The organism is Streptomyces sp. NPDC048434, assembly GCF_043200375.1.
Classification (GTDB): domain Bacteria; phylum Actinomycetota; class Actinomycetes; order Streptomycetales; family Streptomycetaceae; genus Streptomyces.
The window spans coordinates 159,108-173,175 of sequence record NZ_JBICXQ010000011.1; the positions used below are offsets into that span (position 1 = coordinate 159,108).

At 68.8% G+C, this 14,068-nt stretch carries 15 protein-coding genes and 1 pseudogene; 8 read left to right on the forward strand and 8 right to left on the reverse strand.

What is annotated here, in order from left to right:
• Positions 1-44: 44 nt before the first annotated feature.
• Positions 45-1,208, reverse strand: coding sequence for an aminofutalosine synthase MqnE (gene mqnE / locus ACGFWI_RS15555; protein WP_393906530.1), 1,164 nt, complete (start codon positions 1,206-1,208; stop codon positions 45-47).
• Between the two features lie 155 nt (positions 1,209-1,363).
• Positions 1,364-1,822, reverse strand: a complete 459-nt coding sequence (locus ACGFWI_RS15560; RefSeq protein WP_393906460.1) for an Lrp/AsnC family transcriptional regulator — start codon at positions 1,820-1,822, stop codon at positions 1,364-1,366.
• A gap of 117 nt (positions 1,823-1,939) precedes the next feature.
• On the opposite strand from ACGFWI_RS15560, the gene ACGFWI_RS15565 reads away from it, so the two are divergent.
• Positions 1,940-2,074 carry a hypothetical protein gene (locus ACGFWI_RS15565; protein ID WP_393906461.1) on the forward strand — a complete coding sequence of 45 codons (135 nt, stop codon included), beginning with the start codon at positions 1,940-1,942 and terminating at the stop codon, positions 2,072-2,074.
• On the opposite strand, the gene ACGFWI_RS15570 is transcribed toward ACGFWI_RS15565, so the two are convergent.
• The gene (locus ACGFWI_RS15570) at positions 2,071-2,799 is read right to left on the reverse strand and encodes a UbiX family flavin prenyltransferase (protein WP_393906462.1); all 729 of its coding nucleotides are present in this window, start codon (positions 2,797-2,799) and stop codon (positions 2,071-2,073) included. The two genes, ACGFWI_RS15565 and ACGFWI_RS15570, sit on opposite strands and share 4 nt — an antisense overlap.
• A gap of 116 nt (positions 2,800-2,915) precedes the next feature.
• Here ACGFWI_RS15570 and ACGFWI_RS15575 point away from each other — a divergent pair, with 116 nt between their 5' ends.
• Together ACGFWI_RS15575 and ACGFWI_RS15580 are read left to right on the forward strand one after the other, a co-directional pair.
• Positions 2,916-3,509, forward strand: coding sequence for a rhomboid family intramembrane serine protease (locus ACGFWI_RS15575; protein WP_393906463.1), 594 nt, complete (start codon positions 2,916-2,918; stop codon positions 3,507-3,509).
• 94 nt (positions 3,510-3,603) lie between these two features.
• Positions 3,604-4,263, forward strand: a complete 660-nt coding sequence (locus tag ACGFWI_RS15580; protein WP_393906464.1) for a DUF4870 domain-containing protein — start codon at positions 3,604-3,606, stop codon at positions 4,261-4,263.
• Between the two features lie 438 nt (positions 4,264-4,701).
• Here the strand turns inward: ACGFWI_RS15580 and mqnP are convergent, their stop codons facing one another.
• Entirely contained in the window at positions 4,702-5,604 is a 903-nt protein-coding gene (mqnP, locus tag ACGFWI_RS15585) for a menaquinone biosynthesis prenyltransferase MqnP (protein ID WP_393906465.1), read from the reverse strand.
• On the reverse strand, positions 5,601-7,061 hold the full coding sequence (locus ACGFWI_RS15590; RefSeq protein ID WP_355789216.1) for a menaquinone biosynthesis decarboxylase: 1,461 nt from the start codon (positions 7,059-7,061) through the stop codon (positions 5,601-5,603). Before ACGFWI_RS15590 ends, mqnP begins: the two co-directional genes overlap by 4 nt.
• Positions 7,062-7,149: 88 nt before the next feature.
• Between ACGFWI_RS15590 and ACGFWI_RS15595 the strand changes: the two genes are divergently transcribed.
• The 4 genes and pseudogenes from ACGFWI_RS15595 to ACGFWI_RS15610 all read left to right on the forward strand — a co-directional run bounded on the left by ACGFWI_RS15595 (position 7,150) and on the right by ACGFWI_RS15610 (position 10,132).
• A complete protein-coding gene (locus ACGFWI_RS15595; protein WP_393906466.1) occupies positions 7,150-7,575 on the forward strand; it encodes a PLD nuclease N-terminal domain-containing protein in 426 nt (141 codons plus the stop codon).
• 70 nt (positions 7,576-7,645) lie between these two features.
• Positions 7,646-8,191 carry a nucleoside deaminase gene (locus ACGFWI_RS15600; RefSeq protein ID WP_393906467.1) on the forward strand — a complete coding sequence of 182 codons (546 nt, stop codon included), beginning with the start codon at positions 7,646-7,648 and terminating at the stop codon, positions 8,189-8,191.
• A 207-nt stretch (positions 8,192-8,398) separates the two neighbouring features.
• Positions 8,399-8,602, forward strand: a pseudogene (locus tag ACGFWI_RS15605) (DUF4291 family protein); the annotation flags it as partial.
• An 18-nt stretch (positions 8,603-8,620) separates the two neighbouring features.
• On the forward strand, positions 8,621-10,132 hold the full coding sequence (locus ACGFWI_RS15610) for a recombinase family protein (RefSeq protein ID WP_393906468.1): 1,512 nt from the start codon (positions 8,621-8,623) through the stop codon (positions 10,130-10,132).
• Between the two features lie 871 nt (positions 10,133-11,003).
• Here ACGFWI_RS15610 and ACGFWI_RS15615 read toward each other — a convergent pair.
• From ACGFWI_RS15615 to ACGFWI_RS15625, 3 genes are read right to left on the reverse strand one after another with little or no spacing between them, the layout of a single operon-like run.
• The gene (locus ACGFWI_RS15615; RefSeq protein WP_393906469.1) at positions 11,004-11,198 is read right to left on the reverse strand and encodes a hypothetical protein; all 195 of its coding nucleotides are present in this window, start codon (positions 11,196-11,198) and stop codon (positions 11,004-11,006) included.
• Positions 11,195-12,496 (reverse strand): FtsK/SpoIIIE domain-containing protein, encoded by a 1,302-nt coding sequence (locus ACGFWI_RS15620; protein WP_393906470.1) that lies wholly within the window; start codon positions 12,494-12,496, stop codon positions 11,195-11,197. Before ACGFWI_RS15620 ends, ACGFWI_RS15615 begins: the two co-directional genes overlap by 4 nt.
• Complete coding sequence (locus tag ACGFWI_RS15625) at positions 12,496-12,858, reverse strand: hypothetical protein (RefSeq protein WP_393906471.1); 363 nt, start codon at positions 12,856-12,858, stop codon at positions 12,496-12,498. Before ACGFWI_RS15625 ends, ACGFWI_RS15620 begins: the two co-directional genes overlap by 1 nt.
• Before the next feature lie 166 nt (positions 12,859-13,024).
• Between ACGFWI_RS15625 and ACGFWI_RS15630 the strand changes: the two genes are divergently transcribed.
• Complete coding sequence (locus ACGFWI_RS15630; RefSeq protein ID WP_393906472.1) at positions 13,025-13,798, forward strand: GntR family transcriptional regulator; 774 nt, start codon at positions 13,025-13,027, stop codon at positions 13,796-13,798.
• Positions 13,799-14,068: the final 270 nt, after the last annotated feature.

A 14,068-nucleotide genomic window follows, 5' to 3' on the forward strand; every position in this document is an offset into this window, starting at 1 on the left:
GACCCGGACCCTAACTCTCGCCGCCGACAGCGCCCCCGAGCAGGTCAGACGCGCATCGGCTGGGGGGATTCGCGGCGCTCGGCGTCGGGGCCCGGGTACTCGCGGATGGCCTCGTAGCGGGTGTTGCGCTCGACGGGGCGGAAGCCGGCGTCGCGGATCAGGTCGAGCAGGTCCTCGCGGGTCATCTTGTTGGGCGTGCCGTAGTTGTCCGCGTCGTGCGTGATCTTGTACTCGACGACCGAGCCGTCCATGTCGTCCGCGCCGTGCTGCAGGGCGAGCTGGGTGGTCTGCAGGCCGTGCATGACCCAGAAGCACTTGATGTGCGGGACGTTGTCGAAGAGGAGACGTGAGACCGCGAAGGTCTTCAGGGCCTCGGCGCCGGTCGCCATCGTCGTGCGGGCCTGGAGCTTGTTGCGGACCTTGCCGTCCTGCATGTCCACGAAGTCGTGCTGGTAGCGCAGCGGGATGAAGACCTGGAAGCCGCCGGTCTCGTCCTGGAGCTCACGCAGCCGCAGAACGTGGTCGACGCGGTGGCGCGGCTCCTCGATGTGCCCGTACAGCATCGTCGAGGGGGTCTTGAGGCCCTTCTCGTGGGCGAGGCGGTGGATCCGCGACCAGTCCTCCCAGTGGGTGCGGTGGTCGACGATGTGCTGCCGGACCTCCCAGTCGAAGATCTCGGCGCCGCCGCCGGTCAGCGATTCCAGGCCGGCGTCGATCAGCTCGTCGAGGATCTCGGAGGCGGAAAGGCCCGAGATGGTCTCGAAGTGGTGGATCTCGGTGGCCGTGAAGGCCTTGAGGGAGACCTCCGGGAGGGCTTCCTTGAGGGCCTTGAGGGAGCGCGGGTAGTAGCGCCACGGCAGGGTCGGGTGCAGCCCGTTGACGATGTGCAGCTCGGTGAGGTTGTCGCCCTCCATCGCCTTGGCGAGGCGGACGGCCTCCTCGATGCGCATCGTGTACGCGTCCTTCTCGCCCGGCTTGCGCTGGAAGGAGCAGTAGGCGCACGACGCGGTGCACACATTCGTCATGTTGAGGTGACGGTTGACGTTGAAGTGGACGACGTCGCCGTTCTTGCGCGTGCGCACCTCATGGGCGAGACCGCCCAGCCATGCCAGGTCGTCGGACTCGTAGAGGGCGATGCCGTCCTCGCGGGTCAGCCGCTCCCCGGCGTGGACCTTCGCCTCCAGCTCACGCTTGAGGCCCACATCCATCGACGCAGCCATCCGGTCGCCTCCCAGTCTCTGCCGTATCGGTGCCGTTTCGGTGCCGGAAACGGGCTTCGTCGAGCGTACTCCCCCGTAGTAGAGGCGGACGGGGCCCCCTTGGCGCGCCCGTCCGCTCCCGCGTGCCGCAGGTGCCCGGTGGCCTACTCGGCCTGTTCGGGCAGTTCGCCGACGCGGTTCTCCCACTTGGTGGAGAGCACGATCGTGGTGCGCGTACGGGAGACGCCCCTGGTGCCGGACAGCCGCCGGATGGTGCGCTCCAGGCCGTCCACGTCGCCCACCCGCACCTTGAGCATGTACGAGTCGTCGCCGGCGATGAACCAGCAGTCCTCGATCTCTTCGAGGTCGCGCAGCCGGCGCGCGACGTCCTCGTGGTCGGCCGCGTCCGACAGCGAGATGCCGACCAGTGCGGTGACGCCGAGACCGAGCGAGGCGGCGTCGACCGTCGCGCGGTAACCAGTGATCACACCGGCCGCTTCGAGGCGGTTGATCCGGTCCGTGACGCTGGGCCCGGAGAGGCCGACGAGCCGGCCGAGCTCCGCATACGAGGCCCGGCCGTTCTCGCGAAGTGCCTGGATGAGCTGCCTATCCACCGCGTCCATGCCCTCAAGCCTTCCAATCTTTACGCATTTTCGGGTTCTGCATGTAGAATCTAAGGCATACAGGGTTTCGACCCTGCGAATCTTTCGATCAAAGACGATCTCACAGGAGCTGTCACCGTGTACTCGATCGAGATGGCCTACGCCCGCATGCGCGAGCTGCAGGACCAGGCCAATCGTTCACGTGCCCACCGGGCCGCGGCACCGCGGACCCGCCGCCTCTTCGGCCGCACCGCCGCAGCCAAGAAGCACTAGCGAGCGTCCGGGGCCTCCTCCGCATCCTTGGAGCCGCCCCGCAACTCCCCCTCCCAACGCCGGTACAGCCCGTGCGGCACCCCTGCCGCATCGAGCACCCGGCCGGCGACGAAGTCCACCAGATCCTGGATATGCGTCGCCCCCGCATAGAACGCCGGTGAGGCGGGCAGCACCACGGCGCCCGCCTCGTCCAGCGTCACCAGATGCTTCAGCGTCGGACCGTTCAACGGGGTCTCGCGCACCGTGACCACCAGCCGGCGCCGCTCCTTGAGCGTCACGCTCGCCACCCGCTGCAGCAGATCCTTCGAGAGACCGAGCGCCACCCCGGCCACACACGCCGTGCTCGCCGGGACGATCAGCATCCCCTGCACCGGATACGAGCCCGACGAGGGCCCGGCCGCCAGATCCCCGGCCGGCCAATACCGCACATCCGCCAGATCCGCCTCCGTCACCGGAAACGTCGACGGCTTGCCATCGGCTCCGCGCGCCAGCCATTCCCGCAGGTCAGCGCGCCAATGAGCATCCCGGAACGCAATGCCGGTCTCGTCCAGCAGGGTCAGCCGCGACGCCCGGCTCACGATCAGATCCACCGCCTCCCCGGCGGCGAGCAGCCCGCGCAATACGGACGCGGCATACGGCGTCCCGGACGCGCCGGAGATCCCCACGACCCACGGACGGCGTCGGCCGGGGTCCTGCTTGCTGGTGTCGTTGTGCGGCGGCTCCACGCATCGAGCCTATCCGGCGGAACCACGGACCCCGTCACGGCCGTTCTTACCTGTGCGCCCCTCGCGCAGCCCCGCCGAGGGCCGCCCCACCGGGGGACGAGAAGGGACGGCCGGAGATGACATCACGCGCGAAGCCCGCGATCTGCCTGATGCTGGGCTGGGTCGCGCTGCTCTGGCTGCTGGAGGGCGTCGACATCGCCACCGGCGGCACCCTGGACACCTTCGGCATCCAGCCGCGCGAGCCCGCCGAGCTGCTCGATGTGGTGCCCGCCGCCTTCCTGCACTTCGGCTTCGCCCATCTCGCCGCGAACACCCTGCCGTTGCTGCTGCTCGGCTTCGTCGCCGCGCTGCGCAGCGGGGTGCGCCGGCTGCTCGCGGTCGTCCTGCTGATCATCCTCGCCAGCGGGCTGGGCGTATGGTTCACCGCCGCGCCCGACAGCAACACCGCGGGCGCCTCCGGTGTCGTCTTCGGCCTCTTCGGCTATCTGCTGGTGCGCGGCTTCATCGAACGCAGCCTCCTGGACATCGGCATCGGCCTGGTCATCGGCGCGCTCTACGGCTCGATCCTGTGGGGCGCGCTGCCGTCCGACAACGGGATCAGCTGGCAGGGGCATCTGTTCGGGCTGATCGGCGGGGTACTGGCGGCCTTCGTCTTCCGGGAGCGCCCCCATGGCGACCTGACCGGGGCCGGTGTCCGACCCGTCACGTAGCCTCGGCATGAACGGGAGCCACGGGGGCGCGCACTTCCTCGCAACGAGCGCGCGCGGCACCGGGCACAGTCAGTACATACGGGGTGAGCAGACCATGTCCGACTACTACCAGCCCGGTTACGGCCCGCCGACCGGGGGGCCACAGCAGCCTTACGGGACACCACCGCCGTACGGGACACCGCAGCCGTACGGGACACCGCAGCAACAGCCGTACGCGTCCCCCCAGCAGGGCGGGCCCGGCGGCGCACCCGGCGGCTACGGCTACCCCGGCGCCCAGCAGCCGGGCTCCGGTTACGGCACTCCGCCGCCCGCATCCCCGACGGGCCCCGCGATGTGGGCCCACCTCGGCGCACTGCTGACCATGACCGCGGGCACGATGATGTGCTGCGGCCTGGGCGCCTTCCTCGGCTGGATCTTCCCGCTGTCCCTGCGCAGCAACGACCGCCACAAACACGACCCGTACATCCGTCACCACGCCACCCAGGCGGTGAACTTCGGCATCACCCAGGCCCTCATGGCGGCCCTCGGCGTGGTGCTGTACATCGCCAGCGCCTTCATCTTCGCCGCGGCCGCCACGACGGACGCCCAGCGCAACAGCTCCGGCCTGGCGGTCCCGCTGCTGACCGTGATCGGCATCTTCGGCAGCTACGCCCTGTCCGGCGTGGTCTGCGCGATCATCGGCACAGTGAAGGCGACCCGCGGCGAACTGTGGACCTACCCGCGGCTGATCGCCTGGCCGCTGAGCAAGGGCTGAGCGAACCGCAAGGAACTGATTACTCTCCGTAATCGTTGCAAGCAGAAGAGGACCCGCGCGGGGGCATGGGGCGTGGGGGGGCATGGGGCGTGGGGGGGAGGCATGGAGTCGTCGTCGGGCATGGGGCCGTGGGGCCCATGAAGCCGTGCGGACGTGGGGCCCATGGGGCCATGGCCGTGCGGACGTGGGGCTGTGGGGCCGTGGGGCATGGCACCGTGCGGGCATGGAGCCGTGGAGCTGGAGGCCGTGGGGGCAGGGAGCCGTGAAGCCGTCCCGCCGGCCGAGACCGACCGCCGGTCCGGGCGACGGGCCGGCAGGCCGTCACGCCGGCCGCCCGTCACTCCTCCGGCCCGGCCGACGGACCATTCACACCGGCCGCCCGTCACACCACCAACCCGGCCGGCCGCCCGTCACACCACCAACTCGGCCGACGGTCCGTCACACCGTCAGCCCGCGCACCAGCAGATCCAGCAGCGCGCAGACGAAGAGCGCGATCCCGATGAAACCGTTGACCTGGAAGAACGCTCGGTTCAGCCGGGTCAGGTCGTGCGGCTTGACGATCGTGTGCTCGTACAGGAAGGCCGCCGCCACGATCACCAGGCCCAGCCAGAAGAACGCGCCCGCGCCGGTCGCCAGCCCGTACCAGACAAAGAGCCCCGTCGTGACGAGGTGACAGCCACGCGCCCCCCGGATCGCGGCCGGGATGCCGAAGCGGGCCGGGACCGACAGCACGCCGACCTCGCGGTCCGTCTCCACGTCCTGGCAGGCGTAGATCAGGTCGAAGCCGCCGATCCAGATGCCGACCGCGAGGCCGAGGATCAGCGCCTCCCAGGACCAGGACCCGGTGATCGCGAGCCAGGCGCCGATCGGGCCCATCGCCTGGGCGAGGCCGAGGATGGCCTGCGGGAAGTTCGTGAACCGCTTGCCGTACGGATAGACCACCATCGGCACCACCGCGAGCGGCGCCAGTGCCAGGCACAGGGAGTTCAGCAGCGCCGCCGCGCCCAGGAAGACGACGAGCGCGATCAGCGCGCCCGTCCACGCCGACTTCACCGACACCGCGCCGGTGACCAGTTCCCGGTGCGCGGTGCGCGGGTTACGGGCGTCGATCTCGCGGTCGATGATCCGGTTCGCGGCCATGGCGAACGTGCGCAGGCCGACCATGGCGAGGGTGACGAGGAACAGCCGGCCCCAGTGGACGCGCTGGTCCCACTCGTACATCGCGGTCAGGGACGCGATGTAGGCGAAGGGCAGCGCGAAGACCGAGTGCTCGATCATCACGAGACGCAGAAAGGCCTTGGTGCGGCCCGGCTGCGGGACCGCTGCGGATGCGCTGCTCATGAGAGTCCGTACTCCTTCCAGCGGCGGTCGACCATCGCCGCCGTCCGCGGGTCGGACTCGACCATGTGGGGCCAGCCGCCGTCGCGCGTGTAGCCCTCCTCGGGCCACTTCTCCGTCGCGTCGATCCCCGCCTTGCCGCCCCAGAACTGCTGGTAGGAGGCGTGGTCAAGATGGTCGACGGGACCTTCGACGACGGTGAGGTCGCGGGCGTAGTCGGTGTTGCCGAGCGCCCGCCAGGAGACCTCATGGAGGTTGTGCACATCGCAGTCCGCGTCCACGACCACGATCAGCTTGGTCAGCGACATCATGTGCGCGCCCCAGATGGCGTGCATGACCTTCTGTGCGTGCTTGGGGTACTTCTTGTCGATCGAGACGATTGCGCAGTTGTGGAAGCCGCCGGATTCCGGGAGGTGGTAGTCGACGATGTCCGGGACGATGATCTTGAGGAGCGGCAGGAAGAATCGCTCCGTCGCCCGGCCCAGCGGCCCGTCCTCGGTCGGCGGCCGCCCCACGACGATCGACTGGAGCAGCGGCCGCTTACGCATCGTCACACAGTCGATGGTCAGCGCCGGGAACGGCTCCTGCGGCGTGTAGAAGCCGGTGTGGTCGCCGAACGGGCCCTCGGGCAGCATCTCGCCGGGCTCCAGCCAGCCCTCGATGACGACCTCGGCATGCGCCGGGACCTGCAGCGGCACGGTCTTGCAGTCGACCATCTCGATCCGCTTGCCCTGGAGGAAGCCCGCGAAGAGGTACTCGTCGATGTCACCGGGCAGCGGCGCGGTCGAGGCGTACGTCACGGCCGGCGGGCAGCCGAAGGCGATGGCGACCGGCAGCTTCTCCCCGCGCTTGGCGGCGACCTGGTAGTGGTTGCGGCTGTCCTTGTGGATCTGCCAGTGCATGCCGATGGTGCGCTTGTCGTGGCGCTGCAGGCGGTACAGGCCCAGGTTGCGTACGCCGGTCTCGGGGTGCTTGGTGTGCGTCAGGCCCAGGTTGAAGAAGGAGCCGCCGTCCTCGGGCCAGGTGAACAGCGCCGGGAGCTGGTCGAGATCGACCTGGTCGCCCTTGAGGACGACCTCCTGGACGGGCGCGCTCTCCCCCTTCACCTTCTTCGGCGGGACATGCGTCATGCCCGCGAGCTTCCCGAACGCCTCGCGTACGCCGACGAAGCCCTGCGGCAGCTCCGGCTTGAGCAGGCCGCCGATCTTGCCGCTGATGTCCTCGTATGCCTTCAGGCCCAGCGCCTTGAGCAGCCGGCGGTCGGTGCCGTAGACATTCATGGCCAGCGGCATCGCCGAGCCCTTGACGTTCTCGAAGAGCAGCGCCGGGCCACCGGACTTCTGCACCCGGTCCACGATCTCGCCGACTTCCAGATACGGGTCGACCTCGGCCTTGATGCGCTTGAGGTCGCCTTCCCGCTCCAGTGCACGCAGGAACGAGCGAAGATCGTCGTAAGCCATGCCTTCCAGTATCGGGTACGCACTACCCTGGACGGGTCACCGGGCCCCGGCGAGGGCCCGCCGTCGTGTGCAGGGGGACCGTTCCGCAATGCTCAGGTATCTGCCGTTCCTACTGGTGCTGGCACTGTGGATCTATGCGTTCATCGACTGTCTGAACACTCCCGAATCACAGGTGCGCGGACTGCCGAAGGTGATCTGGGTGATCATCATCCTGCTCTTCGGTGAGGTGCTGGTCGGCCCGGTCGCCTGGCTGGTGGCGGGCAAGCACCGAGGGCCGGCGACGGACGGCGGCTCCACGCCCTCGGAGTGGCACCGCAACCACCGTACGAAGTTCGTGGCGCCCGACGACAACCCCGAGTTCCTCAGGTCCCTCAAGGACGAGAGCAAGAAGGACGAGGCGCTGCTCAAGGACTGGGAGGCCGACCTGCGCCGCCGCGAGGAGGAGCTGCGGCGCAAGGGCCGCGATGCGGCGGACGGCGGCCCCGAGGACACGCCGCCGCCTGCCCAGGGGTAGGGCTTCCGCCCCTTGTCCGCACGTCCGCACCGACGCGCCGCGGCCCGGCCGCCAGGCGTACGGTGAACGCATGGACCGTACGCAGGACTGGGGTCAGGACCGCGACGAGTTCCGGCTGCACGGCAGCGTCGACGGCCACAGCGACCCGACCGGCCACCCCGGTCATCTGCAGGAACAGGCCCGCGCCATGCTGGCAACGGCGCTCACCGAGGCCCGCACCGGTCTCGCCGAGGGCGGCATCCCGATCGGCGCGGCGCTCTACGGACCGGACGGCACCCTGCTCGGCCGCGGCCACAACCGCCGCGTCCAGGACGACGACCCCACGATGCACGCCGAAACCGCTGCTTTCCGCGCGGCCGGCCGCCAACGCAGCTACCGCGGCACGACGATGGTCACCACCCTGTCCCCCTGCTGGTACTGCAGCGGCCTGGTCCGCCAGTTCGGCATCTCCCGCGTGGTGATCGGCGAGGCCCGCACCTTCCACGGCGGCCATGACTGGCTGGCCCGGCACGGCGTCCGCATCGTGCTCCTGGACGACCCCGACTGCGCGGCAATGATGCGCGACTTCATCGGGGCGCGGCCGGAGCTTTGGCACGAGGACATCGGGGTCGAGTAACCGGTCCGCGGTCGGCACTACAGGTCCCGGGCAACATCAGCGGCGGCTGCACGGCCGATGCGGGGAACCAGCAGAACGGCGCCCGACGGCAGACGGGGCAGGGCCGGGTCCGGGGCCGGGCATGCCGATCGACCATTTGCCGGACGCCGTTCCCCGGCCCCGCAATTCGCTGGCCCGCAGCCCCGCCCTCCGCCAGGATGACCACCCATGAGCACCAGCCCCGACGCCCCCGTACAGGCCGCCGACACCCCCATATCCCCCGCCGAGCCGGCCCGTCGTATCCGCGCCCTGCACACCGAGAAGACCGTCACCGTCTACCAGGCCTACTCCCCCGCGCTGGGCGTTCCGGCCGCGCGGGACGGGCGGTTCCCGGCGGCGTGGAAGCGGGAGCGGATGACATGGATCAAGCCGCGTTCATAGTCTCTTTCCATGACGAGGGAAGACAGGAACCAGCAGGACGAGGCACGGTTACGACGAGCCCACCGCGCCCGCCAGACAGCCGGTAGCAAGCGGGCCAACAGCAGCCGCGCGGACTGGTCGGGAGAATCCGCCGCGATCTACTGCCGGATCTCCCACGCGAACGACGACGACCAGACCGGAGTGGACCGGCAGGAAGGCATCTGCCGCGAGGTGGCCGAACGGCTCGGTCTCATCGTCTCCGAGGACCAAGTCTTCGTCGACAACAACAGGTCCGCGTGGCAGCGCAAGCGGAAGCGCCCGGGGTGGGACGCGCTGCTCGACGAGGCCAGGCAGGGACGCGTGCGCCACGTCCTCACCTACCACCCGGATCGCCTCATGCGACAACCGCGCGATCTGGAGGAGCTGTTGCAGATCGCGGACGACCACGACATCACCTTGCACGGGCAGGCCAACCGGCGCGATCTCGCCGACCCCGATGACCGGTTCTTCCTTCGTATCGAAGTCGCGCACTCCTGTCGCTCCAGTGACGACACCTCGCGCCGGCTCATCGACTCCATGGTGGACCGGGCCAAGGACGGAAGGCCGCACACCGGCCGACGCCGGTACGGCTACGACAAGACCGGCACGGAGATCATTCCCGAAGAGGCCGCCGTCGTACGGGAGGTCTTCACCCGCTACCTGGACGGGGACAGCCCTGTTCAGCTTGCCAAGGACCTCTACGAACGGGGTGAAAAGACCGCCGAAGGACGTGACTGGAACGCACCCCGCGTACGTGACCTGCTCGACAACCGCCACGTCACCGGCATTCGTGTCTTCCGCGGCGAGGAAATCGGCGACGGTGAATGGCCCGCGATCATCGATCGCGGCATGTGGCTGGAGGCTCAGCAACGGCGCACCTACCGGGCCGCAGCGCTGACAGCGAACGACGACCGGCCGAGCAGGTTCTACCTGCTGCGCGGCATCGTGGTCTGCACGGGATGCGGCAAACCCATGGGAGGTGCCGGAACCAAGTACGTGTGCAACCACACCCATCGTCTCGACATCCCGCGCTGCAACCGGGCGGTCAAGGCATCCCACGTCGAGGAGTTCGTCACCGAGGCCGCCCTCTACCTCTTGGAACGCCTCGACCTCACCGAAGTCCCCACCCCTTCCTCTCTGTCCGAGGAAGACCAGGCAGCGATCGACGCGGACCGCCAGGAACTCGACGACCTCAAGGACATGTGGGAGAGCCAGGAACTCAAGACACGGGAGTACCGGGAGATGCGGAGGACGGTCGAGGCGCGCATTGCCGAGGTGGAACGCAAGGTGATCGTCCGTCCGACCACGGAAGTCCTGGACGGTCTCACCGGCCCGAACGCTCGTGAGAGCTGGAACGCCCTGAAGGAAGCCGAGAACAATCAGCGCATGAACGCTGTCATGCGCTTTCTGTTCGCCGCCGTGAAGATCAAAGAGGCCACGAAGAAGGGCCGCCGGTTCGACTACGGCAGGATCGACATAGAGCAGAACCCGATATGGCTCTGAGCAGGGCAGACGAGGAGACCGGGCGGCGCGGCCATGAAGGCAGCCGCCGGGCAGGCCGGTTGTCAGTTCCGGCCTCAGCCAGTGATGTCGTCGTTGAGCTTGCAGAGCTGGCCGAGCTTGCGCAAAGAGTTGATCAATTGCGATTCACGGGTGCGTCAAAGGCTGGCCATACAGGTCGACATAACGGTACAGGACGGCCAAATTCGCACGCGGTCGTTTGGCAGACTTCCCCCGGTTGATGGCCGCTGGCGACCTGAACTGGGGGGCAGGGATGGGCGAGCATTACAGGGTCGATCTTGAGGCGTTGGAGAAAGCCGCCACGGGGGTGAACGGCACGCTCGACGAGATCAGCGTGCAGAAGGTGAGCGACGTTCCGCACGACGAGTCGGAGGTCGGACACGAAGCGCTGGCGAGCGTGTTGTCCGACTATCTCGACCGCTGGCAGCGCGGCGTCGATAACCTCGCGAAGGATGGACGGGAGATCGCCACTCGGCTGACGGCAAGTGTGAATGCCTACCGCGCGGTCGAGGAACACACCCACGGCGGATCAGGTCTCTATCGACTTCGGAGAGCTGACGCAGGCGCGCCGAGCGGTCGAGCACGGCGCGTCTGTCCGCCGAGGGGTTCTGGGCGGGGATGGTGGGGACCTCCCGGGGTGGGCCGCCGTGGCGGCACGGATGGATGGGGTTGGGTCGGATACGTCCATGGCGATCACTCCCGATGGGTCGGTGTGTGGTTCAGCGGATGGTGCCGGTGCCTCGGCAGCAGCAGCAGCGCCGCCGGTGGCCGGTGCGGGTCTTGGCGGAGCGCTCGCCCTTGCAGACGGGGCAGCGGACTCGGCGCATGGGCACGGTGAGGTCCTCCCTGCTCTCTAGGTGTGGCTGACGCCGGTCAGGAGCCAGTGCACGAGGCCGTTCGCGGCGAAGATGAACGGCGTCTGGCCGAGGTACATGCCGAACAGGGCGATCAGTCCGGCTTCCCACCAGCGCACCTCGCGGGAGCGGATGAGGAGCACGGTGGCCAGCCCGAAGACCAGCAACAGCGGAAGAGCTGCCGATTCGCTCATGCGCCCTCACCGCCTTCCGTCGCGCTCGCGAGGCAGGGCACGTACGGGGTCAGGTCCGCGAACTGCGCTGCTGACTCTTGGACTTCAGCGGATGTGGTGAGTCGGGAGCGGCTGCGCATCCAGGCACCCATGTCGCCGACGGTCACCGCGACGCCTTGTTCTGCCTCTCCGATCGATTGGGCGACCGCCACGGCGTCCTTGTTGAGGTCGCCGAGCGCCATTTCCGCCGTTCCCGGGTCGTTGACTCGGTGGCAGATCCGTCCGCTCAGCTGGGCACGCAGGGCGGTGACTCCGGGCCCGAGATCGGAGCCGACGCGTTGGCCGGCCACGACCAGGTGGACGCCGAGGGCCGCGCCGAGCTGCGCCAGCCGCAGGAGGTAGGTCGAGCACTGCTCAGCCTCTGCCCGCTGTTCTTTGCTGCCGTTGATCAGGTAGAGCTCTGCCAGCTCATCGACGATCACGACCACTGGCACCGGACGTTGTTTCTCGTTCAGGTCCCAGATCGACCGGGCGCCCGCCGCACGGCACAGCCGCATGCGCTCCTGCATGTCGGTGACCAGCGCGCCCAGGACGATGACGGCTTCCGCACGGCAAGTGGCCAGGGCGGAGAGCCGCTGGGCGACCAGCCCGAGTTCCATGCCGCCCTTGCAGTCGACGCCGACCAGGGCGACCGGCTGCGGGGCGAGTTGGGTGATCAGCCGTGCGATGAGCGTCGACTTGCCGGACTGGGTGGCCCCGACGATGAGCCAGTGCGGCACCCGCCGAAAGTCCATCACCCACGCACGACCGCTCTCCAGCGCACCGACCACCGCCGATAGAAGCGCCATGGGATCCGGCCCAGCAGGGTTGCCGGGATGCTCCAGAGGATCGCTGGCAGTAGCCGTGATCAGCACAACGCCGCGTTCCGGCGAGACGACGCGTACGGCATGCATGCGCCAGGCGTGAGCGAGGGCATCGGCCGCAGCCAGGAACGGGGTCGGGGTCTGCCCGGCACGTAAGCGAACCAGGAGTTCCAGACCGTTCGGGGTGGAGCGGGGGAACGAGATCCGCGGGGCACGGGGGCGCAGCGGATCGCCCTTGACCGCCAGATCCCCCAGAACGCGACGCGTGGGCTTGCGGGAGACGGTGAGGCCGTTGAGGTAGGCCACCTTGGACCAGGTGAACACCACGCGCAGGGCGGTGCGGGGGTAGCCCGTGAGGTACCAGTGCCACTCCGGCCGGCGCTGCCGCAGCTCTTTGCCGACGACCAGGAGCCACGCCAGTAACGCGAGGGCGAACGCGAGCAGTGTCGGCCTCATCAGGCACCACCCGCCTTCCCGTTGGACGGTGCGGCAGGTGCGCCGGCGGTGGGTACGGGGGTGATGGCTGCCGCACGGAAGCTGATTCCGTGCCGGTCGCCCATAGCCCAGGCAAAGGCATCGAGGCCGGTCACGCGTACTTCCGCGCCCTCAACCACGCCTTTGGGCTCTCCGGTGACAGAGATCTCGATCACCGATACCCGGCGCCCTTCCTGGCGGACCGTCACAGCGACGGAGTAGATGGTGTTGCCGTCCCGGTCCTTCTTGACCTCCTTGGTTTCGAAATCAGCGATCTTCGGTTCAGGCCCGACCGCGCACCGCAGTACGCCCAGTCGGGAGGTGTCCACAGGGATGGACTGCATGGGTGGGGGCCTCCTTGGCCACTCAGACGCCAAGACATCACATGACGTCACTCGTGCTTACGAGTTGAGAGTGGCATGGGTTGACCGAAGAAGGCAAGCACTTATGCTTACGAGTGACGTCATCTCACGTCAGGACCGCACACACAGGTGATGAGGAGAGCCCGGCATGGGAGAGATCCAGCGTCCCGGCGCGCTGTACCAGCAGGTTGCCGCCGAGATCCGCAGCGGCATCACCGCAGGCGAGTACAAGCCCGGAGCCCCGCTCCCCTCCGAATCCCAGCTCATCGACCGCTACCGGGTCAGCCGCCCGACCGTGCGCAAGGCCATCGCCGCACTCCGCGCGGAAGGCCTCATCGAGGTCATCCACGGCAAGGGCAGCTACGTCCGGGCCGTCCCCGCCCCCGCGGTCACGATCGAGCGGACCATCACCCGCAGCGGCAAGACGTTCCACACCGGCCACCAGACGTGGGGCGAAGTCGAGGCGCCGACCATCTACCGCACCACGACCACGGCAACCACCGGCCCGCTCCTCGGACTCCCGGAAGGCGAAGCCCTGTTCGCCGTCGACCGACTGCTGTCGGACCCCCACACCGAGACCCGCGCTCTACACCGCGTGCTCATCCCGTTCGCCACCGCGGCCAACGAAGCCGAACAGCTAGGCGAAGCCCCGGACACCGAACCGGAGCAGATCTACGCCACCCTCACCGCAGCCGGCCACAAACTCACCTGGGACGAGACCGTCAGCGCCCGCATGCCGCTACCTGACGAGCGCGCCACGCTACAAATCCCCGACGCGACACCGATCGTCCACGCCACCCGCATCACCCTCGGCACCGACCAACGCCCACTGATCCTCGAAGAACTCCGCGCCGGCGCCGACCGCACCCAACTCGCCTACCGCATCACCGCCGACAGCCCCCGCACACTCCACGCCCTCTGAGCCCACTCCCCGGCCAACTGTCGAAAACTGTCTTCACTTACTCAAGGCGGCTCGCTCCGCTCGCCGCGCGCTCCCCGGCTCACCGCCGGGGCCCGACGCTCCTGCCTTCGGCCCGCTCTGGCCCCGGCTACGCCGGTCGCGCGGCTGGAGCGAGCACCATGGTGGGGAAGAAACCCGCTGTGGCTGGGGCGGTCGGCTCCACGGCTTTAGCCACCTCCCCGGTTCGGGTCCCGCGTCGAGCAAGACCAGGGGGCCACTCGTTCAAATTCC